The 19,993-nt window shown below is 57.3% G+C and carries 21 protein-coding genes and 1 other annotated feature; of the genes, 11 read left to right on the plus strand and 10 right to left on the minus strand.

Annotated elements, in window-relative coordinates; translation table 11 throughout:
* Positions 1-144: 144 nt before the first annotated feature.
* Positions 145-2,250, minus strand: a complete 2,106-nt coding sequence (gene fusA, locus RTN40_RS15105) for an elongation factor G (RefSeq protein ID WP_312229179.1) — start codon at positions 2,248-2,250, stop codon at positions 145-147.
* Between the two features lie 222 nt (positions 2,251-2,472).
* Here fusA and RTN40_RS15110 point away from each other — a divergent pair, with 222 nt between their 5' ends.
* A complete protein-coding gene (locus RTN40_RS15110; RefSeq protein WP_312213107.1) occupies positions 2,473-2,781 on the plus strand; it encodes a helix-turn-helix domain-containing protein in 309 nt (102 codons plus the stop codon).
* A 59-nt stretch (positions 2,782-2,840) separates the two neighbouring features.
* Here RTN40_RS15110 and RTN40_RS15115 read toward each other — a convergent pair whose 3' ends face one another.
* From RTN40_RS15115 to dacD, 4 genes are all read right to left on the minus strand, one after another.
* Positions 2,841-3,182, minus strand: a complete 342-nt coding sequence (locus tag RTN40_RS15115) for a DUF496 family protein (RefSeq protein WP_312229180.1) — start codon at positions 3,180-3,182, stop codon at positions 2,841-2,843.
* A 167-nt stretch (positions 3,183-3,349) separates the two neighbouring features.
* Positions 3,350-4,408, minus strand: a complete 1,059-nt coding sequence (locus RTN40_RS15120; RefSeq protein WP_312229181.1) for an FUSC family protein — start codon at positions 4,406-4,408, stop codon at positions 3,350-3,352.
* A 146-nt stretch (positions 4,409-4,554) separates the two neighbouring features.
* On the minus strand, positions 4,555-5,028 hold the full coding sequence (gene sbmC, locus RTN40_RS15125) for a DNA gyrase inhibitor SbmC (RefSeq protein WP_312229182.1): 474 nt from the start codon (positions 5,026-5,028) through the stop codon (positions 4,555-4,557).
* A gap of 120 nt (positions 5,029-5,148) precedes the next feature.
* The gene (dacD, locus tag RTN40_RS15130) at positions 5,149-6,318 is read right to left on the minus strand and encodes a serine-type D-Ala-D-Ala carboxypeptidase DacD (protein WP_312229378.1); all 1,170 of its coding nucleotides are present in this window, start codon (positions 6,316-6,318) and stop codon (positions 5,149-5,151) included.
* Between the two features lie 202 nt (positions 6,319-6,520).
* Here dacD and sbcB point away from each other — a divergent pair, with 202 nt between their 5' ends.
* Positions 6,521-7,945, plus strand: coding sequence for an exodeoxyribonuclease I (sbcB, locus tag RTN40_RS15135; RefSeq protein WP_312229183.1), 1,425 nt, complete (start codon positions 6,521-6,523; stop codon positions 7,943-7,945).
* 63 nt (positions 7,946-8,008) lie between these two features.
* On the opposite strand, the gene RTN40_RS15140 is transcribed toward sbcB, so the two are convergent.
* The 4 genes from RTN40_RS15140 to RTN40_RS15150 all read right to left on the minus strand — a co-directional run bounded on the left by RTN40_RS15140 (position 8,009) and on the right by RTN40_RS15150 (position 11,429).
* Entirely contained in the window at positions 8,009-9,367 is a 1,359-nt protein-coding gene (locus tag RTN40_RS15140) for an APC family permease (protein ID WP_312213115.1), read from the minus strand.
* Entirely contained in the window at positions 9,357-9,419 is a 63-nt protein-coding gene (yoeI, locus tag RTN40_RS21020; protein ID WP_103819469.1) for a membrane protein YoeI, read from the minus strand. The genes RTN40_RS15140 and yoeI overlap by 11 nt, the downstream gene beginning before the upstream one ends.
* Before the next feature lie 212 nt (positions 9,420-9,631).
* Positions 9,632-10,561: a LysR substrate-binding domain-containing protein gene (locus tag RTN40_RS15145; RefSeq protein WP_312229184.1), complete on the minus strand. Its 930-nt coding sequence runs from the start codon at positions 10,559-10,561 to the stop codon at positions 9,632-9,634.
* A 43-nt stretch (positions 10,562-10,604) separates the two neighbouring features.
* Positions 10,605-11,429 (minus strand): SDR family oxidoreductase, encoded by an 825-nt coding sequence (locus tag RTN40_RS15150; RefSeq protein ID WP_312229185.1) that lies wholly within the window; start codon positions 11,427-11,429, stop codon positions 10,605-10,607.
* Positions 11,430-11,603: 174 nt separating this feature from the next.
* Here RTN40_RS15150 and hisL point away from each other — a divergent pair, with 174 nt between their 5' ends.
* The 9 genes from hisL to hisIE all read left to right on the plus strand — a co-directional run bounded on the left by hisL (position 11,604) and on the right by hisIE (position 18,813).
* A complete protein-coding gene (gene hisL / locus RTN40_RS15155) occupies positions 11,604-11,654 on the plus strand; it encodes a his operon leader peptide (protein WP_001364200.1) in 51 nt (16 codons plus the stop codon).
* Positions 11,630-11,753, plus strand: a sequence feature (His leader region). It overlaps the preceding gene by 25 nt.
* A gap of 35 nt (positions 11,754-11,788) precedes the next feature.
* The gene (hisG, locus tag RTN40_RS15160) at positions 11,789-12,688 is read left to right on the plus strand and encodes an ATP phosphoribosyltransferase (protein ID WP_103819178.1); all 900 of its coding nucleotides are present in this window, start codon (positions 11,789-11,791) and stop codon (positions 12,686-12,688) included.
* A 5-nt stretch (positions 12,689-12,693) separates the two neighbouring features.
* Positions 12,694-13,998 carry a histidinol dehydrogenase gene (hisD, locus tag RTN40_RS15165; protein WP_312229186.1) on the plus strand — a complete coding sequence of 435 codons (1,305 nt, stop codon included), beginning with the start codon at positions 12,694-12,696 and terminating at the stop codon, positions 13,996-13,998.
* Positions 13,995-15,056: a histidinol-phosphate transaminase gene (hisC, locus tag RTN40_RS15170; protein WP_312229187.1), complete on the plus strand. Its 1,062-nt coding sequence runs from the start codon at positions 13,995-13,997 to the stop codon at positions 15,054-15,056. The genes hisD and hisC overlap by 4 nt, the downstream gene beginning before the upstream one ends.
* Positions 15,053-16,120, plus strand: a complete 1,068-nt coding sequence (hisB, locus tag RTN40_RS15175) for a bifunctional histidinol-phosphatase/imidazoleglycerol-phosphate dehydratase HisB (RefSeq protein WP_312229188.1) — start codon at positions 15,053-15,055, stop codon at positions 16,118-16,120. Before hisC ends, hisB begins: the two co-directional genes overlap by 4 nt.
* Entirely contained in the window at positions 16,120-16,710 is a 591-nt protein-coding gene (gene hisH, locus RTN40_RS15180; protein ID WP_312229189.1) for an imidazole glycerol phosphate synthase subunit HisH, read from the plus strand. Before hisB ends, hisH begins: the two co-directional genes overlap by 1 nt.
* On the plus strand, positions 16,710-17,447 hold the full coding sequence (gene hisA, locus RTN40_RS15185) for a 1-(5-phosphoribosyl)-5-[(5-phosphoribosylamino)methylideneamino]imidazole-4-carboxamide isomerase (protein ID WP_312229190.1): 738 nt from the start codon (positions 16,710-16,712) through the stop codon (positions 17,445-17,447). The genes hisH and hisA overlap by 1 nt, the downstream gene beginning before the upstream one ends.
* On the plus strand, positions 17,429-18,205 hold the full coding sequence (gene hisF / locus RTN40_RS15190) for an imidazole glycerol phosphate synthase subunit HisF (RefSeq protein ID WP_312213129.1): 777 nt from the start codon (positions 17,429-17,431) through the stop codon (positions 18,203-18,205). Before hisA ends, hisF begins: the two co-directional genes overlap by 19 nt.
* Positions 18,199-18,813: a bifunctional phosphoribosyl-AMP cyclohydrolase/phosphoribosyl-ATP diphosphatase HisIE gene (gene hisIE, locus RTN40_RS15195; protein ID WP_312229191.1), complete on the plus strand. Its 615-nt coding sequence runs from the start codon at positions 18,199-18,201 to the stop codon at positions 18,811-18,813. Before hisF ends, hisIE begins: the two co-directional genes overlap by 7 nt.
* A 47-nt stretch (positions 18,814-18,860) precedes the next feature.
* Here the strand turns inward: hisIE and wzzB are convergent, their stop codons facing one another.
* The gene (wzzB, locus tag RTN40_RS15200; protein WP_312229192.1) at positions 18,861-19,835 is read right to left on the minus strand and encodes an LPS O-antigen chain length determinant protein WzzB; all 975 of its coding nucleotides are present in this window, start codon (positions 19,833-19,835) and stop codon (positions 18,861-18,863) included.
* Between the last annotated feature and the right edge of the window lie 158 nt (positions 19,836-19,993).

Consider the following 19,993-nt stretch of genomic DNA (forward strand, 5'->3'; position numbering starts at 1 on the left):
GAAAAGTGAGCCTGCGCACCCCGCTTGTACAAATTTGCAGCGGAGATCACTGAGTGGAGAGATTTTGCCGCTGCGCCGAAAAAAATGAGCGCCCCGGCAGAGTTAGCCATGCCGGGGCGCGTTTAGCGGGTAATGATTAGCCGGTTATGCAGTTTTAGCCCGGCTGGCAATAATGCTGTCTGCCACGTTACGCGGCGCTTCCGCATAGTGGTGAAACTCCATGCTATAGGTGGCACGCCCCTGAGACATCGAGCGCAGCGTGGTGGAGTAGCCAAACATCTCCGCCAGCGGCACGTCAGCGCGGATGATCTGGCTTCCCAGCCGCTCATCCATCCCCTGCACCATGCCACGGCGAGAGGAGAGATCCCCCATCACGTTGCCGGCGTACTCTTCAGGGGTCTCCACCTCCACGTGCATGATCGGCTCGAGGATCGCCGGATCGGCGCGTCTGGCCCCCTCTTTAAAGCCGAAAATCGCGGCCATCCTGAAGGCCAGCTCTGAGGAGTCAACGTCATGGTAGGAGCCAAAGGTCAGCGTCGCCTTGATATCGACCACCGGATAGCCTGCCAGCACGCCGGAGTTGATCGCCTCCCGCAGGCCTTTCTCTACCGAAGGGATAAATTCCCGCGGTACAACCCCGCCCTTAGTCGCGTCCTCAAAGATAAAACCTTTGCCTCCCTCCAGCGGCTCCAGGGTCAGCACGACGTGGCCATACTGCCCTTTACCGCCGGACTGGCGGACAAACTTGCCTTCGATATCCTTCACCGTTTTGCGAATTGTCTCCCGGTAGGTCACCTGCGGCCGGCCAATGTTGGCCTCGACGCCAAACTCGCGTCGCATGCGGTCAACGATAATTTCCAGATGCAGCTCGCCCATGCCGGAGATAATGGTCTGGCCCGACTCCTCGTCGGTATGCAGATGGAACGAGGGATCTTCCGCCGCCAGCCGCTGGAGGGCGATGCCCATCTTCTCCTGATCCGCCTTGGTCTTCGGCTCAATCGCCAGGGAGATCACCGGATCGGGAAATTCCATCCGCTCAAGGGTGATCACTGCATCCGGGGCGCACAGGGTGTCGCCCGTAGTGACATCTTTCAACCCAACGCAGGCGGCGATATCCCCCGCCCGTAGTTCGTCCACCTCGTGACGATCGTTGGCGTGCATCAGTACGATACGCCCAATGCGCTCCTTCTTACCTTTAACCGGGTTCCAGACCGCGTCGCCTTTTTTCAGCACGCCGGAGTAGACACGGATAAAGGTGAGCTGGCCCACGTAGGGGTCAGTCATCAGCTTAAAGGCCAGGGCGGAGAACGGCTCGCGATCGTCCGGATGGCGTTCGGCGGTCGCCCCCTTCTCATCCACGCCCTTAATAGCCGGAATATCAAGCGGGGATGGCATCAGCTCGACCACCGCATCAAGCACGCGCTGTACGCCTTTATTTTTAAAGGCGCTACCGCAAAGCACGGGCTGGATCTCACCGGCCACGGTACGGGCGCGCAGGCCGCTGATGATCTCTGCTTCTTCAAGGTCGCCGTTTTCAAGATACTTATCCATCAGCTCTTCGCTGGCTTCCGCCGCCGCCGAGACCATCTTTTCACGCCACTCTTTCGCCGTCGCCAGCAACTCGTCCGGCACCGGCGCGTAGCTGAAGGCCATCCCTTGGGTAGCGTCGTCCCAGATGATTTCGCGCATCTTGATCAGATCGACCACGCCGGTGAAGTGCTCTTCTGCGCCGATGGGGATCACTATCGGCACCGGGTGCGCCTTCAGGCGGTCGATCATCATCTGCACCACGCGGAAGAAGTCTGCACCGGGGCGGTCCATCTTGTTAACGAAGGCCAGTCGGGGGACGTGATACTTGTTGGCCTGCCGCCAGACGGTCTCCGATTGGGGCTGCACGCCGCCTACAGAGTCATAGACCATCACCGCGCCGTCCAGCACGCGCATAGAGCGCTCTACCTCAATGGTGAAGTCAACGTGGCCGGGGGTGTCGATGATATTGATACGGTGCGGCTCATAACCCCGGTCCATGCCGGGCCAGAAGCAGCTTACGGCGGCGGAAGTAATGGTAATTCCGCGCTCCTGCTCCTGCGCCATCCAGTCTGTCGTCGCTGCGCCATCGTGAACCTCACCCAGCTTATGGCTCATGCCGGTGTAAAACAGGATCCGTTCAGTGGTGGTGGTTTTGCCGGCATCAATGTGGGCAGAGATACCAATGTTGCGATAGCGCTCGAGGGGGATGGGTCGGGGCATGATGCGTCCTTAGTCAATGAGACAGTTAGCGGCCAACGCGGCCATTTGGGTTTAACGTCATCATCATAGTCCAACTGTACGAGTATATTCGAACTATTTTAGCTATAGTTATGGATGATAATCTCGTCGCCGCTGCCGCATGGCACTCGCCGTTGGGTTTAGGTATAGTATGCGTTAGCCAGCTTGCTGGTCACTATTTGTGCTTATTGACACAGGAACACTATGATTGCCAGCCATCCCGAACGGGCAAAAATCCGCCTCGAAAATGTACTTTTTGCGCTGGGAAATCCGCTGCGCCTGGAGATAGTCAGAACCCTGGCGGATGAAGGAGAGCAGGCCTGCGGGTCGTTACGCAAGGATGTGGCAAAATCGACCATGACCCACCACTGGCGCGTGCTGCGCGACAGCGGCGTGATCTGGCAGCGCCCACAGGGCCGGGAAAACCTTATCTCGCTGCGCCGGGATGACCTCGACGCCCGCTTTCCTGGACTGATGGATATTCTGCTGAACGCCATTCACGCCGAGCAGTAGTTTGACGCGACCTGATGGGGGGTCGCAAAGGGTGAGAGGCAGCCCCTCACCCGAGATGATTACTCGTCTTTTGCTTCAACAGCGGCGTGCTTAAGCTCGCCCATTGTTTTCAGCTTTTTAGAAATTTCACGACGCTCTTTCGAGATCTCGGCGTTTTTGATGATGTAGTCATCGACGCGGTCCTCGTAGTCGCTTTTCATGCTGGCGATGATGCCCTGGATCGCTTCAACGCTCATCCCCGGCTTAATGTAGTCGCTCAGGTTGTCCAGCAGCAGAACGCGTTTTTGGTTGTCGCGGATCTTTTTCTCAACGTCCTGAATTTCACGCTGTAGTTTGTTCTTGCGGCGGAACAGACGCACGAACTCCAGAACGTCCTGGAATGAAGGCTTAGTAGTTTCCATTTTTACACCCCTGCTAGTATCAGATTCGGATTCGTTAAAGCAACCGCTGTAGGGTAAACATTACTTTTAGCCGTTGCTGATGACAATGGTTTTATCCTTTCAAATATCATAACCCTAAATCAGGCTGAATCGAAACAACCTGCTGGCAATCACCTGACGGATGCGACTTATTTGCGCAACGCCCGGCAGATAAGATGCGAGAGCAGCTCTAACTGGCGCGCCAGCTCCATGCTTAACCAAACGTAACCGTGCATTGGCGTTTCTGCCAGGGTCTCATCTTTATGCTGCTGAATCAGCTGGCGCAGCTCCGCCACAATTTCGTTAAGCCGCTCGCTGTTGGCGAGGATAGGCTGCGGATTACCTTCGTAGAGCGCATGGGCAATGGTCAGCAGCGTCTGCTGGGTCATGGTCTGCGTCTCACGGATGGTACGCGCGTTTAGCATTACAAAGTGACTGGCCCGCGAGGCCCAGTGGGCGTTAATCTGTAGCTCAAGCATGCACACCATGTTACGGCTTACGGTCTGAATGGCTTCGAAGATCGCTTTCTGAATGTGCGTCTCTTTGCTGGCGGGGACAATCAGCCCGCGCATCTTCACCACGTCGTTGAGGATCTTTTGCAGGTGCTTCTCCAGCCGCGGGCGCTCTACCAGGTTAGGCGAGAAGCCCGCCTGATAGACACGGTTAAAGGTGGTGACGTAGTTCGCCATCTGGATCCGCCAGTGCAGGAATGCCCGCTGCGGCCAGATGCCGGTAAACAGCATCGCCAGCAGCGAGCCTAAGATCACATCGCCGCCACGCCATAGCGCAATACGCATATCCCCCGCCGGGGCACCCACCACCACCGCAAGAGTAATACCAATCAGCAGCGCCTGATAAGGCTTCTTGCCCAGCGCCAGCCAGCCGCAAAGGAACATCGCGGCAGCACACCAGAGCAGCATCAACGGCAGGGAGATTAGCTCCAGCTTCAGGGCGATCAGCCCCAGCGCCGAGCCGAGGATCGTTCCGCCAATGCGCTCGTAAGCGCGCGGCACCACGTTCCCCCAGAAGGAGATCGGTCCCATCACCACCACCAGGGTGATCAGCGGCCAGGTCCCCTCCGGGATGTTCAGCAGCCGCACCAGCAGAAAGGTGAGGATAAACGCCAGCGCTATCCTGGCCCCGTGCACGAGGCGATAGTGACGATACAGACGTATTTCAAAGGGACTCAGTGATTTGTCGGTGCGCACCACGCTCTCCGGCTAAAACGACAAAGGCGCAATTGTAGCGAATTTTTGCGCCGGAGCCTCAGCATTGTTGCCGAAAGCCCCGGATAACGGTTAATCTTTGAGCAAGCCCGTTAGGCAGGCCGACAGGATCACTGGTAAGCAGATGCTTACAGCGACTTAGGCTCTACGGGAATGTGCATTTCGACGTCCCAGTAGCCGCTGCTGCTGTCAGCGTTCAGATAGCGCTCAAAGCAAGGCCGGGCAGCTATCTGGTAGTAGGCATCCGGAAGCAGGCTGTCAAAAAAGAGATCCCATGTCTTCTCAAACTCTTCGTTATAAACCCGTGCCCGGGCAACCGCGTACTGACCGCCGGGCAGCTCGCTCAGGATCACTCCTTCGCTATTTTCCGGTATGGTAAAGCCTTCTGGTACCGAAATTACCGTGTCCGCCCGCAGCTTCTCCGGCGGAACCTCGTCAGGGTTATCGTAATAGACGGCGATCCACTCCTGCGGCTGAAGATTTTTATTTTGCACCCACATGGTGAGCTGTTCAAACCCTTGCTTAACGGTCTTTTCCCACGGCCCTACCAGATGAAAACCGGCGATGGCGCGCTTATCAAGCTGCCTGATACTGTAGTCCATGCTGCCTCCGTGACTGATTGCTGTATGGATATACACTCTCTCTTTTTAAGGGTTTACTGTCACCCTTTGCCTGTTCAGTATGCGAGCAGACTCGCAGAGTTGCCAGCCTGCCCGTTTCTCTTACAGGGCGTGATGCAGGTAGTCGCTCATGCGGGAAAATACGCCGCCCTTTTCCACCGCTTCCAGGGTCACCAGCGGTGAGCGGGCAATGAGCTTGTCTTTATCATATAGCTCCACTTCGCCAACCTGCTGGTTCGCGGGCAGCGGCGCTTCCAGTTCTTTACTGTTCAGCACGTACTTGGCTTTAATATGGTCCAGATCTGCTTTAGGCAGCGCCAGCCAGAAGTCACGGTTCGTACCCAGCGACACCTTCTCTTTATCACCGTACCAGACGCGCTCGTTGCCCACCTGCTTACCCTTATGCAGGATTTGCACGGTATCGAAGTTATCATCGCCCCAGTGCAGGAGCTTACGCGCCTGCTCCTCGCGCCCTTTCGGACTTTCACCGCCCATGATGACCGCAATAAGACGCCGCTGGCCGTTGACGCTGGAAGCAATGAGGTTAAAGCCAGCTCCGGAGGTGTGGCCGGTTTTCAGGCCATCAACGTTGAGCGATTTATCCCACAGCAGGCCGTTACGGTTCTGCTGGGTAATGCCGTTCCAGGTGAGGCTCTTCTCGCTGTACATATGGTAGAACTCAGGTTCACCATGGATGATCGCCCGGGAGAGCACGGCCAGGTCGTAGGCCGAGCTGTGCTGGCCCGGCGCATCCAGACCGTGGACGGTCTCAAAGTGGGTATCGCGCAGGTTAAGCTTCTGCGCATAGCTGTTCATCATTGCCACAAACTGCGGCTGCCCCCCGGCCACGTAGTCCGCCAGCGCCACGCAGGCATCATTGCCGGAGTCAACGATCAGGCCGCGGCTGAGATCGCGCACCGAGATGCGATCGCCGGGCTTGATAAACATCAACGAGGAGCCATCAAACACCGGATTTCCCTTCGCCCAGGCGTCTTTACCAACGGTAACAATATCGTCCGGCGTAATGCGCTTGCTATCGATAGCGCGGTCAACCACGTAGCCGGTCATCAACTTGGTCAGGCTTGCCGGATTACGCTGCTGATGTTCATTGCCTGCGGTCAATATCTGCCCCGTGGTGTAGTCCATTAATACCCAGGCTCCGGCCTGGATCTGCGGAGGCTGTATAGCGAAAGAGAGATCGGCAGCCAGCGCAGTATTCACGCAAACAGCAAGGAGGGAAGCGGCAATAAACAAACGGCGTTTCAAGAGGATATCCTTAAGGTCGTACAAAAGAGCTGACCTTTTTACGGAAAATGTTGTGTCGAATCCTGGAACAATTGCAAACAAATGTGACAGCAAAGGGATGAGAGGCGGAAGCAGGCGCGCAGTTCTGGTAAAAACAGCGCTTTTATTTCTGCTTAGTGGGCGGCATGGTTTACCATAAAGAGGTCATACAACAACAGGACGATTTCAGGTGTCAGATTCCGCTGCGCAGCCAACCTTTTTATTCCACGACTACGAAACCTTCGGTACCAGCCCGTCGCTGGACCGGCCGGCGCAGTTTGCCGCTATCCGCACCGACGAAGCGTTTACGCCCATCGGCGAGCCGGAAGTGTTCTACTGTCAGCCTGCTGATGACTACCTGCCGCAGCCGGGAGCCGTGATGATCACCGGCATTACGCCACAGATCGCCCGGGAGAAAGGTGACACCGAAGCCGCTTTCGCAAAGCGTATTCACGATATCTTCACGGTGCCGGAAACCTGCGTGGTGGGCTATAACAACGTCCGCTTTGATGATGAAGTGACTCGTAATATTTTCTACCGCAACTTCTACGATCCCTACGCCTGGAGCTGGCAGAACGGTAACTCCCGCTGGGATCTGCTTGACGTTATGCGCGCTTGCTACGCCCTGCGCCCCGAGGGCATCAACTGGCCAGAGAACGATGACGGTCTGCCGAGCTTCCGTCTGGAGCACCTGACTAAAGCCAACGGTATTGAGCACAGCAACGCCCATGATGCGATGGCCGACGTCTACGCCACTATTGCCATGGCGCAGCTGGTGAAAGCCCGTCAGCCGAAACTGTTTAACTATCTCTATACCTATCGCAGCAAGCAGAAGCTGACCACGCTGATTGACGTTCCGCAGATGAAGCCGCTGGTGCATGTCTCCGGCATGTTTGGCGCCGATCGCGGCAATACCAGCTGGGTCGCCCCGCTGGCCTGGCATCCGGAAAACCGTAACGCGGTGATTATGGTCGATCTGGCCGGGGATATGTCCCCACTGCTGGCGCTGGATGCCGACGCGCTGCGCGAGCGTCTCTACACGCCGAAGGCGGATCTGGGGAATGCCTCCGCCGTACCGGTTAAGCTGGTGCATCTTAACAAGTGCCCGGTGCTGGCGCAGGCGAATACCCTGCGTCCCGAGGACGCTGACCGGCTGGGCATTAACCGTCAGGCCTGCCTGGCAAACCTGCAGATCCTGCGTGATAACCCGCAGATTCGGGAGAAGGTGCTGGCTATTTTCGCTGAGGCCGAGCCGTTTGTGCCGTCAGATAACGTTGACGCCCAGCTCTATAACGGCTTCTTTAGCGACGCCGATCGCGCGGCAATGAAGATCGTGCTGGCGACCGATCCGCAAAACCTGCCGGCGCTGGATATCACCTTTGCCGACAAGCGCATTGAGAAGCTGCTGTTTAACTACCGGGCGCGTAACTTCCCCGGCACGCTGGATGAGAACGAGCAGCAGCGCTGGCTTCAGCATCGCCGTAACGTCTTTACGCCGGAGTTCTTGCAGGCATGGGCGGAGGAGCTGGAGGTGCTCTACCAGCAGCACGCAGGCGATAGCGAAAAGCTGGCCCTGATTAAAGCTCTTTATCAATACGCGCAAGAGATTGTGTAAATAAAAAAAGCCAGCTTCTCAGCTGGCTTTTCTCTATTACGGCTTAATTACGGCTTAGCGCAATTACGCAACGTCTTCGTACTGAGGAACCGGGTTGCGGAAGCTTTTGGTCACGCAGGCCAGATAGACCAGACCAATACCGCCCCAGATCAGGCCCAGAATCATTGAGCTTTCTTCCAGGTTCAGCCACAGCGCGCCCACGGTCAGGGCACCGCACAGCGGCAGGATCAGGAACTGGAAGTGATCCTTCAGGGTCTTGTTACGCTTCTCACGGATCCAGAACTGCGAGATCACCGACAGGTTAACGAAGGTAAAGGCTACCAGCGCACCGAAGTTAATCAGCGCCGTCGCGGTCACCAGGTCAAAGTTAATTGCCAGCAGGGCAATCGCGCCAACCAGCAGCACGTTCCACGCCGGAGTGCGCCATTTCGGGTGCACGTAGCCAAAGAAGCGGCTCGGGAACACGCCGTCACGGCCCATGACGTACATCAGGCGAGACACGCCCGCGTGCGCCGCCATACCGGAGGCCAGTACGGTGATGGTCGAGAAGATCAGCACGCCAAACTGGAAGGTTTTACCCGCCACGTAGAGCATAATTTCCGGCTGAGACGCATCAGGATCTTTGAAGCGGCTGATGTCCGGGAAATAGAGCTGCAGGAAGTAGGAGGCAAAGATAAACACCAGCCCGCCAATCAGCGCCGTCAGGAAGATCGCTTTCGGGATCACGCGCTCGGCGTCCTTGGTCTCTTCCGACAGCGAAGAGATGCCATCGAAGCCGAGGAACGAGAAGCACAGAATCGTCGCACCGGTGATCATCGGTACCACGTGCGCGCCTTCCGACCAGAACGGACGGGTGCTGGTCAGCGTACCCGCGCCTTCTCCGTGCGCCACGCCGTAGATGATCAGGCCGACAATGGCCGCGACAATACCCATCTGCAAAATAACGATCAGGGTGTTGAAGTTGGCAACGGATTTGATGCTGCGCAGGTTCGAGATGGTCATAAAGGCCACCAGCGCCACCACAAAGATCCACGACGGTACGCTGGGCACCAGCGCTTCGAAGTAGATTTTAGCCAGCAGGATGTTGATCATCGGCATGAACAGGTAGTCCAGCAGCGACGACCAGCCCACCATAAAGCCAACGGCCGGGCTAATGGATTTCTGGGCATAGGTATAGGCTGAGCCAGCGGACGGGAAACGACGCACCAGTTTACCGTAGCTCAGCGCAGTAAAGAGAATAGCCACCAGCGCAAACGCATACGCGGTCGCAACATGACCATCGGTCAGACCAGAGACAATGCCGAACGTATCGAACAGCGTCATCGGCTGCATATAGGCAAGACCCATCATAACAACCGGAATCAACGTAAGCGATTTACGCAGTTCCACGCGAGAGGTTTTTGGAGTAACGTTATGCGACATGGTCAGCCCCCATTACGGCGAATGCCGTCGCAATAGCAAAAAATTGCCCCATTTTGTTTCTTTCCTCAGCGACAACGACTGTCGGTTTTTAAATGTGTATCTATCCGGTACGAAGCCCGGCCTCTTGGATTTAAATGACGTTTTGATGCAAAAAAATAACCGACGCGTTTAACGTCGGTTAGTGTCATTTTTTGCAGGCGACATATTTTGCCCCAAACTGAGGCGCGATGACAAGATGGCATACCGCCATCAGGCCACTCTTTTTTAAGTAATGCCCGATTCACGGCTACTCATCGGCGTGTATACGCCAGCGATCGCACTATTTGCTAAAATCTCCCTGCACCACCAGCCGCTTGCCAGCCCTGCGGTCTGCTCATTCCAGCCGATCCACACCGGTTCGGCAGATATTTGCGCGACCACCCTTTTCTCTACCAGCGCGCCGCTGTTCAAAAATAGCTGCGCCAGGTAGCGTGGCAGATAACCACAGCCCAGACCGCCAATAAGCAGATCCAGTTTAGCCTTAAAATCAAAAACGGTGATCGCCTCCTGATCCTCTAGCAGCAGCTGGGAGAGCGAGCAGCCTGGTCGGGCCTCCCCTACAACGATAGCACGGTGGCGTTTAATCTCCCGCCGGGGCAGCGGCTCCGCCGCCTGGGCCAGCGGATGGTGCGGGGCAACGGCAAAGACCTGCTCCAGGCTGCCAAGCCTGGCAAAGCCAAATCCGCTTAGCGAAGGCGGATCGTGTAGCGCACCCACGATAATATCGGCTCGTCCCTGGCTCAACGCTTCCCACGACCCTGACAGCACGCCGTTGACAAACTTCAATCGGGTCACGCTGTGCTGCTGATAAAAAGTGTCGATAAGCGGCAGCAGCAGCGAGAAGGGAAAGGTGTCATCTACACCAATGGTGAGATGATTCTCCCAGCCCTCGTTGAGCTTAATGGCCTGTTTCTCCAGCTCACGCACCGTGTGCAGCACCTCCCGCCCCTTCTCCAGCAGCATCTGCCCGGTGCGGGTAAACTTTGCCCGGTGCCCGCTGCGGTCGAGAAGTTGGATGTTGAGATCGCTCTCCAGCTTATGCACGGTATAGCTGAGCGCGGACGGTGTTTTATAGAGCTTCGCCGAGGCCGCAGCAAAGCTGCCCTCTTTCTCGAGAGCGTCAAGAATAACGAGAACATCCAGCAGTGGTTTCATGTTCGCCCCACAGGGTAAGCGAGCAGTTCCCAGGCTGCAGCCCCTACTCCATCGGCATAATCAGCGGATCGGGATACTGATACTCGAACCCTAGCTCATTGGTGATGCGGCTCCCGTCAACGCGCTTGCCTTTGCTGTCGGCACCGCTATCGGTAAACTGCGGCGGCTCCAGCCCCAGCTGGCGTGCCATCACCGGATAAAATTCAGATCGTGCAGGGTGCCCGGGCGCGCAGAGATTGTAGATGTGCCCACCCTTCGGCGACTGCAACAACAGCGCGATCGCTGCAATGACGTCTTCCAGATGCACCAGATTGACGCCGTGGCTGCCATCTGGCGCGGTTTTCCCGGCAAAGAAGCGGCCCGGATGGCGGCCCGGCCCTACCAGCCCGGCAAGGCGTAGAATATCTACCGAGGTGCCAGGCAGGTTGTGCAGCCACTCCTCCAGCTCTTTTAAGGTGCGTCCACTCTGGGTGACCGGCTGCAGCGGGGTGCTCTCTTTGACGTTGCCTTCTGCATTGCCATAAACCGAGGTTGAGCTGGTGAAGATAATGCGCGGGATACGCCTGGCCAATGCGCTATCGACTATCTCCTGTACCGCCTGGAGATAGAAGGTGTCTCCGCTGCCGCTCCGTCGGGCGGGCAGCGTGACCACCAGCGCATCCACGTTCATCAACGCTTCCAGATCGTCAGCATCGCACACCAGCTCCGGTTCGAGCTTCAGCGGGTAGCTCTCAATGCCGCACATGCGTGCCGCCTCGACGCCGTCCAGGGTGGTTTTGCTGCCGGTTACCTGCCAACCCTTTGACTGCAACGAGAGCGCCAGCGGCATCCCCAGCCAGCCTAAACCGACAATCGCGACTTTTTTCATCCTTAATTCTCCCGTCTTTCATACGTTAGGATTAAGGCTACGCCAGGCAAGCGAAACTGACAATTCTGAAGGCAAGATGAAATGATTTAATGATGAAAAAAAGCCCTTGCTTTCAGCGGGCAAAGTGGTTTAGGTTAATTAACAACACATGAATAAGCATTCATCGAGAATTTTATGACACGCGTTCAATTTAAACACCACCATCATCACCATCATCCTGACTAGTCTTTCAGGCGATGTGTGCTGGAAGACGTTTGGATCTTCCAGTGGTGCATGAACGCATGATAAAGCCCCCGGAAGATCCTCTTCCGGGGGCTTTTTTTTGAACCTAATTCAGGCAGGATAAGAGGATAAGCAGAATGTTAGATAACTCCCGTTTACGCATAGCTATGCAGAAATCTGGCCGTTTAAGCGATGATTCACGCGAACTGCTGGCCCGCTGCGGCATTAAAATCAATCTGCACACGCAGCGCCTGATTGCGCTGGCAGAGAACATGCCCATCGATATTCTGCGCGTGCGTGACGACGACATTCCGGGGCTGGTCATGGATGGCGTGGTGGATCTCGGCATTATCGGCGAGAACGTGCTGGAAGAGGAGCTGCTGACCCGTCGCGCCCAGGGCGAAGATCCGCGCTACTTTACCCTGCGCCGCCTCGACTTTGGCGGCTGCCGCCTGTCGCTGGCCACCGCCGTTGACGAGCCGTGGGATGGCCCGGCGGCGCTGGACGGTAAGCGCATCGCCACCTCCTATCCGCACCTGCTGAAGCGCTACCTCGATCAGAAAGGGGTCTCGTTTAAATCCTGTCTGCTGAACGGCTCCGTCGAGGTCGCCCCGCGTGCCGGTCTGGCCGACGCCATTTGCGATCTGGTCTCTACCGGAGCGACCCTTGAAGCCAACGGCCTGCGTGAGGTCGAGGTGATCTACCGCTCGAAAGCCTGCCTAATCCAGCGCGATGGCGAGATGCCCGCGGCCAAGCAACAGCTGATCGACAAGCTGCTGACCCGTATCCAGGGTGTCATTCAGGCGCGCGAATCAAAATACATCATGATGCATGCCCCAACCGAGCGTCTGGAAGAGGTCATTGCCCTGCTGCCGGGCGCCGAGCGCCCAACCATCCTGCCGCTGGCGGGGGATCAGCAGCGCGTGGCGATGCACATGGTAAGCAGCGAGACGCTCTTCTGGGAGACCATGGAGAAGCTGAAGGCGCTGGGGGCCAGCTCCATTCTGGTGCTGCCAATTGAGAAGATGATGGAGTAATAACCATGAGCTTCAATACCGTTATCGACTGGAACGGCTGTACCCCGGAGCAGCAGCGCGATCTGCTGATGCGCCCGGCCATCTCCGCTTCGGAGAGCATCACCCGCACGGTGGTAGAGATCCTCGACAACGTTAAGGCACGCGGCGATGATGCCCTGCGTGACTACAGCGCCAAATTTGATAAAACCGAAGTCGGCGCGATCAAAGTGACTGCCCAGGAGATCGCCGACGCCAGCGCGCGTTTAGGAGACGATATCAAGCAGGCCATGGCCGTGGCGGTGAAAAATATCGACACCTTCCACCAGGCGCAAAAGCTGCAAACCGTGGATGTGGAAACCCTGCCCGGCGTACGTTGCCAGCAGGTGACGCGTCCGATTGCCTCCGTGGGACTCTATATTCCCGGTGGCTCCGCGCCGCTGTTCTCAACGGTATTGATGCTGGCGACTCCGGCGCGCATCGCGGGCTGCCAGCGGGTGGTGCTCTGCTCGCCGCCGCCGATTGCCGATGAGATCCTCTATGCTGCCAGCCTCTGCGGCGTGCAGGAGGTCTTCAAGGTTGGCGGAGCGCAGGCTATCGCCGCCCTGGCCTTTGGCACCGACTCGATCCCGGCGGTGGATAAGATCTTTGGCCCGGGCAACGCCTTCGTGACCGAAGCCAAGCGCCAGGTGAGCCAGCGGCTGGACGGGGCGGCGATCGACATGCCTGCCGGACCTTCCGAGGTGCTGGTGATTGCTGACAGCGGCGCAACGCCGGATTTCGTTGCCTCGGACCTGCTCTCCCAGGCCGAACACGGCCCGGATTCGCAGGTGATCCTGCTGACGCCGGACGCGCAGATGGCTGAAGCAGTCGCCGAGGCCGTCGAACGCCAGCTGGCCGAGCTGCCCCGCGCTGAGACCGCGCGCCAGGCGCTGGCCGCCAGTCGGCTGATCGTGGCGCAGGATCTGGCCCAGTGCGTGGCTATCTCTAACGCCTACGGCCCGGAGCACCTGATTATTCAGACCCGCGACGCCCGTTCGCTGGTAGACGACATCACCAGCGCAGGGTCGGTGTTCCTTGGCGACTGGTCGCCGGAGTCGGCGGGTGATTACGCATCGGGTACCAACCACGTGCTGCCGACCTACGGCTATACCGCAACCTGCTCAAGCCTTGGGCTGGCGGATTTCCAGAAGCGCATGACGGTACAGGAGCTGTCCCGCGAGGGCTTCTCCGCGCTGGCGGCGACCATTGAGACCCTGGCAGCGGCCGAGCGCCTGCATGCCCACAAAAATGCCGTTACCCTGCGCGTTAACGCCCTCAAGGAGCAAGCATGAGCATTGAAAACCTGGCGCGCGAGAACGTGCGAAACCTGACGCCCTACCAGTCCGCTCGCCGCCTGGGTGGTAAAGGCGACGTCTGGCTGAACGCCAACGAGTTTCCCACCCCGGTAGCCTTTGAGCTGACCCAGCAGTCGCTCAACCGCTACCCGGAGTGCCAGCCGAAAGCCGTCATTGAGGGCTACGCTCGCTATGCCGACCTGCAGCCGGAACAGGTGCTGGTCAGCCGCGGCGCGGATGAAGGCATCGAGCTGCTGATCCGCGCCTTCTGCGAGCCGGGCAAAGACGCTATTCTCTACTGTCCGCCGACCTACGGCATGTACAGCGTCAGTGCCGAGACCTTCGGCGTCGAGGCGCGCACCGTTCCGGCGTTGGAAGATTGGCAGCTCAACCTGGAAGGGATTGCTGACGCCCTTGACGGGGTGAAGCTTCTCTATGTATGCAGCCCCAACAACCCAACCGGACAGATTATCGATCCGCAGGATATGCGCGCCCTGCTGGAGATGACCCGCGGTAAAGCGCTGGTGATCGCCGACGAGGCCTATATTGAGTTCTGTCCGCAGGCGACGCTCAGCGGCTGGCTGGCGGAGTATCCGCACCTGGTGATCCTGCGCACCCTGTCGAAAGCCTTTGCGCTGGCCGGCCTGCGCTGTGGCTTTACCCTCGCAAGCAAGGAGATTATCGCCCTGCTGCTGAAGGTGATCGCCCCCTACCCGCTCTCAACGCCGGTTGCCGAGATCGCCGCCCAGGCGCTCTCCCCAGCGGGCATTGAGGCCATGCAGGGGCGTGTGGCGCAGATCCTTAATGAACGTCGCTACCTGGTCGAGCAGCTGCGCACCATTCCCTGCGTGGAAACGGTATTTGATTCAGAAACCAACTATATTCTGGCGCGCATTACCGCCTCCAGTGCGGTATTTAAATCCCTGTGGGATCAGGGCATTATTCTACGCGATCAGAACAAACAACCCTCTTTAAGCGGCTGCCTGCGGATCACCATCGGCACCCGGGAAGAGAGCCAGCGCGTCATCGACGCCCTACGTGCGGAGCAAGTATGAGCCAGAAGTACCTTTTTATTGACCGTGACGGCACCCTGATTAGCGAGCCGCCGAGCGACTTTCAGGTTGATAGCTTTGAAAAACTGGCTTTTGAGCCAGACGCCATTCCGGTGCTGCTGAAGCTACAGGCCGCCGGCTTTAAGCTGGTGATGATCACCAATCAGGACGGACTGGGCACGGCCAGCTTCCCGCAGGAGCACTTTACCGGCCCGCATAACCTGATGATGCAAATCTTCACCTCCCAGGGCGTGGTTTTTGATGAAGTGCTGATCTGTCCGCACTTGCCTGCCGACGAATGCGACTGCCGTAAGCCAAAGGTGAAGCTGGTTGAGGGCTATCTCGCTGACGAGGCGCTGGATAAGGCCAACAGCTACGTGATTGGCGATCGGATGACGGACGTGACGCTTGCTGAAAACATGGGCATCACCGGCCTGCGCTACGATCGCGAGACGCTTAACTGGCGCGCCATTGGCGACCAGCTGACCAAACGCGACCGCTATGCTCATGTCGAACGAAATACCAAAGAGACGCAGATTGACGTCAAGGTGTGGCTGGATCGCGAAGGCGGCAGCAAAATCAATACCGGCGTGGGCTTCTTTGACCACATGCTCGACCAGATCGCCACCCATGGCGGCTTCCGCATGGAGATTCAGGTTAAGGGCGATCTCTATATTGACGATCACCACACCGTAGAGGATACCGGCCTGGCCCTCGGCGAGGCGCTGAAGCTGGCTCTTGGCGATAAGCGTGGCATCAACCGCTTTGGCTTTGTCCTGCCGATGGACGAGTGCCTGGCCCGCTGCGCGCTGGATATCTCCGGGCGTCCGCACCTTGAGTACAAGGCTGAATTTACCTATCAGCGCGTGGGCGATCTGACTACCGAGATGGTTGAGCACTTCTTCCGCTCCCTCTCCTACACCATGGCCGTGACTCTGCACCTGAAAACCAAGGGCAAGAACGATCATCACCGCGTAGAGAGCCTGTTTAAAGCCTTTGGCCGTACGCTGCGCCAGGCGATCCGGGTGGAAGGTGATACTCTTCCCTCCTCGAAAGGAGTTCTGTAATGAACGTGGTGATCCTTGATACCGGCTGCGCCAACCTGCACTCGGTAACGTCCGCCATTGCCCGCCACGGCTATGAGCCGGTGGTAAGCCGCGATCCAGACGTGGTGCTGCGCGCCGATAAGCTCTTTCTTCCGGGTGTGGGGACGGCGCAGGCCGCGATGGACCAGATCCACCAACGCGAGCTGGTGAACCTGATCAGAGCCTGCACCCAGCCGGTGCTGGGCATCTGTCTCGGCATGCAGCTGCTGGGCAGCCGTAGCGAAGAGACCCACGGCGTGGAGCTGCTAGGCATTATCGATGAGACGGTGGTCAAGATGGAAGACGTCGGTCTTCCCCTGCCCCATATGGGCTGGAACCGCGTCTATCCGAAAGCGGGCGATCGCCTGTTCCGCGGCATTGAGGACGGGGCGTACTTCTACTTCGTGCACAGCTACGCTATGCCGGTGAATGCCCAAACTATTGCCCAGTGCCACTACGGCGCGCCCTTTACCGCCGCCGTGCAGAAAGATAACTTTTACGGCGTCCAGTTCCATCCGGAGCGTTCGGGCGCGGCGGGCGCACAGCTGCTGAAAAATTTCCTGGAGATGTAATGATTATTCCAGCTTTAGACTTGATTGATGGCACGGTAGTACGTCTGCATCAGGGGGATTATGCACAGCAGCGCGACTATGGTAACGATCCGCTTACCCGCCTGCAGGGCTACGCCGCCGAGGGAGCGGAGGTGCTGCATCTGGTCGATCTGACCGGGGCGAAAGATCCTGCTAAGCGACAGATCCCGCTGATTAAAACCCTGGTGGCCGGGGTAAACGTGCCGGTACAGGTCGGCGGCGGGATCCGTACGGAAGAGGACGTTGCCGCCCTGCTGGCGGCGGGTGTTGCCCGCGTAGTGGTGGGATCGACGGCGGTAAAATCGCCGGAGGTGGTTAAGGGCTGGTTTATGCGCTTCGGTGCGGAGGCGCTGGTGCTGGCGCTCGACGTGCGCATTGACGCCGAGGGCGTTAAGCAGGTGGCGGTCAGCGGCTGGCAGGAGAACTCCGGCGTCTCGCTGGAAGAGCTTATTGAAACTTACCAGCCCGTTGGCCTGAAGCATGTCCTGTGTACGGATATCTCCCGCGACGGCACGCTCGCCGGCTCTAACGTCTCGCTGTATCAAGAGGTGTGCACCCGCTATCCGCAGATCGCCTTCCAGTCCTCGGGTGGCATCGGTGGGCTACAGGACATCGCCGCCCTGCGCGGTACCGGCGTCCGCGGCGTGATCGTTGGACGGGCGCTGCTGGAAGGCAAATTTAACGTAACGGAGGCGATCCAATGCTGGCAAAACGGATAATCCCCTGCCTGGACGTGCGTAACGGCCAGGTGGTAAAAGGCGTGCAGTTCCGCAACCATGAGATCATTGGCGAAATCGTCCCGCTGGCAAAGCGCTACGCTGAAGAAGGTGCTGACGAGCTGGTGTTTTACGATATCACCGCCTCCAGCGACGGGCGCGTCGTAGATAAGAGCTGGGTCTCGCGGGTAGCGGAAGCGATTGATATCCCCTTCTGCGTGGCGGGCGGGATTAAATCCGTTGACGATGCGGCACAGATCCTCTCTTTCGGCGCGGACAAAATTTCCATCAACTCCCCAGCGCTAGCCGATCCTGAGCTGATCACCCGCCTTGCCGACCGCTTTGGCGTGCAGTGTATTGTGATTGGCATCGACACCTGGTTTGATGAAGCCACCGGCAAGTATCACGTTAATCAGTATACCGGCGACGAAACCCGTACCCGCGTTACCACCTGGGAGACGCTGGACTGGGTGCAGGAGGTACAGAAGCGCGGCGCGGGTGAGATCGTGCTTAACATGATGAACCAGGATGGGGTGCGCAACGGTTATGACCTGACGCAGCTGAAAAAGGTGCGTGAAGTATGTCATGTTCCGCTGATCGCCTCCGGCGGGGCAGGAACCATGGAGCACTTCCTGGAAGCTTTCCGGGACGTAGATGTAGACGGCGCACTGGCGGCCTCCGTCTTCCACAAGCAGATTATTAATATTGGTGAACTGAAAGCGTACCTGGCATTGCAGGGCGTGGAGATAAGGATATGTTAACAGAGCAACAACGCAGCCTGCTGGACTGGACTAAAACCGACGGACTGCTGCCCGCCGTGATTCAGCATGCGGTGTCCGGGGAAGTATTAATGCTGGGCTATATGGATCAGCAGGCGCTGGCGAAGACCGAAGAGAGCGGGCTGGTCACCTTCTACTCCCGCACTAAACAGCGCCTGTGGACCAAGGGTGAAACCTCCGGCAACGTGCTTAACGTGGTCAGTATCACCCCGGACTGCGATAACGACACGCTGCTGGTGCTGGTTAATCCCGTCGGCCCTACCTGCCACACCGGCACCACCAGCTGCTTTGGCGAAGAGAAGAATCACCAGTGGCTGTTTCTTTATCAGCTTGAGCAGCTGCTGGCAGCGCGCAAAAGCGCCGATCCGGCCAGCTCCTATACCGCAAAGCTCTATGCCAGCGGCACCAAGCGCATTGCACAGAAAGTGGGTGAAGAGGGAGTAGAGACCGCACTCGCTGCGACCGTTCACGATCGTGAAGAGCTGACGAACGAAGCGTCAGATCTGATCTACCATCTGCTGGTGCTGTTGCAGGACCAGAACCTGGACATGACGGCGATTATTGAGAATCTGAGGGCGCGGCACAAATAGTGCCGCAGAGATAAAAAAACCGGGCAAGCCCGGTTTTTTTATGCTTATTACGCTTTCGGCTGGTAGCTACGCAGCGCGTTGCGGGTGAGGACGTATGCTGAACCGAGAATTGCTCCCAGTAGAAGAGCCAGAACCAGCGTTAAGGCACGTTTGGGGCTATCACGCCAGACCGGCAGGGTCGGCTTCATGACGTAACGATAGCTGTGCATATTCGTGGGATCGGGCTTCAGACGCGCAATATCCAGCAGATTTTTGCGCATTTGGTAATAGCTCTCAGGGAAAACCAGCGGTCGCATAGACTCGTTTTTGACCATGGACTCCAGCGCTTCGCTGCCCAATAAGAACATTGTATCCTGAGAAACGTCCTGAGTTTGCTGTACTTGCGGGGTTTTAACCTGCGATTCCTGAGCCACTTTTAGCGCCTGAGAAATTTGTTTAAGGCGCAGCTCTTTCTGCTCTTGAGCAACTTTTTCTTGAGTAGACAGCAAGGCAACCAGCTCATCTGTTCTGGACTTCATGTTAACCATCAGGTCCTGATTCAATTCCTCAGCAATTTGTTCATCAACTTGCTGTATATACTGCGCCAGCGTTTTCTGCGCATTTTCAGCAGAATCGCCCTGATAGGTTACTTTGAGGGGGAGTGCCTGCCCTTTAACGGCGGGATCGATAGTTAACTTTTCAGGATTAACCTGGTTTTCCAGGGTTTCAGACAAAGCAGAAAAGGCTGCACTAAAACGGCCAATCACACGCTGCTGAATGTCATTGATATCGGTGCCGCTCAATACGCTCATAGCTGAGGTATAGCCCGTAATCTGCCCGGCGTCCGGCATTGTAATAACAGCTGTAGATGTCCACTTCTCTTTAGTAACGGTCAGAAGCACTGCTGCTATCGCAAGGGTTAAAACCATGCAGACAGCGATCGCCCATTTCCCACGCCAAAGTTGAAAAATAAGATCAAGTAAATCAATCTGTTCTGGATTTTTGCTTCCATTGGATACTGTATTATTGTCGTTGTGCGTCATAGCAGCCTTGTTAATAATAAGAGCAAGTAACCGTTAAGTTACCGTAGTGTACCTACGGCATTTTTTTTTTCTATAAGATTCATTCTAATTGATTATCAAATTGTTGCAGAGAAATTTGCAAAGAATAATTGTATGAAATGCGAACAATTTCAGGTCGT

The organism is Pseudescherichia sp., from assembly GCF_031987975.1.
GTDB lineage: Bacteria > Pseudomonadota > Gammaproteobacteria > Enterobacterales > Enterobacteriaceae > Pseudescherichia.

Bases quoted from the DNA above. Each gene is read 5' to 3' on its own strand.
- fusA (WP_312229179.1), bottom strand. From the start codon at position 2,250: ATGCCCCGACCCATCCCCCTCGAGCGCTATCGCAACATTGGTATCTCT.
- RTN40_RS15110 (WP_312213107.1), top strand. From the start codon at position 2,473: ATGATTGCCAGCCATCCCGAACGGGCAAAAATCCGCCTCGAAAATGTA.
- RTN40_RS15115 (WP_312229180.1), bottom strand. From the start codon at position 3,182: ATGGAAACTACTAAGCCTTCATTCCAGGACGTTCTGGAGTTCGTGCGT.
- sbmC (WP_312229182.1), bottom strand. From the start codon at position 5,028: ATGGACTACAGTATCAGGCAGCTTGATAAGCGCGCCATCGCCGGTTTT.
- RTN40_RS15140 (WP_312213115.1), bottom strand. From the start codon at position 9,367: ATGTCGCATAACGTTACTCCAAAAACCTCTCGCGTGGAACTGCGTAAA.
- RTN40_RS15145 (WP_312229184.1), bottom strand. From the start codon at position 10,561: ATGAAACCACTGCTGGATGTTCTCGTTATTCTTGACGCTCTCGAGAAA.
- RTN40_RS15150 (WP_312229185.1), bottom strand. From the start codon at position 11,429: ATGAAAAAAGTCGCGATTGTCGGTTTAGGCTGGCTGGGGATGCCGCTG.
- hisG (WP_103819178.1), top strand. From the start codon at position 11,789: ATGTTAGATAACTCCCGTTTACGCATAGCTATGCAGAAATCTGGCCGT.
- hisD (WP_312229186.1), top strand. From the start codon at position 12,694: ATGAGCTTCAATACCGTTATCGACTGGAACGGCTGTACCCCGGAGCAG.
- hisC (WP_312229187.1), top strand. From the start codon at position 13,995: ATGAGCATTGAAAACCTGGCGCGCGAGAACGTGCGAAACCTGACGCCC.
- hisB (WP_312229188.1), top strand. From the start codon at position 15,053: ATGAGCCAGAAGTACCTTTTTATTGACCGTGACGGCACCCTGATTAGC.
- hisH (WP_312229189.1), top strand. From the start codon at position 16,120: ATGAACGTGGTGATCCTTGATACCGGCTGCGCCAACCTGCACTCGGTA.
- hisA (WP_312229190.1), top strand. From the start codon at position 16,710: ATGATTATTCCAGCTTTAGACTTGATTGATGGCACGGTAGTACGTCTG.
- hisF (WP_312213129.1), top strand. From the start codon at position 17,429: ATGCTGGCAAAACGGATAATCCCCTGCCTGGACGTGCGTAACGGCCAG.
- hisIE (WP_312229191.1), top strand. From the start codon at position 18,199: ATGTTAACAGAGCAACAACGCAGCCTGCTGGACTGGACTAAAACCGAC.
- wzzB (WP_312229192.1), bottom strand. From the start codon at position 19,835: ATGACGCACAACGACAATAATACAGTATCCAATGGAAGCAAAAATCCA.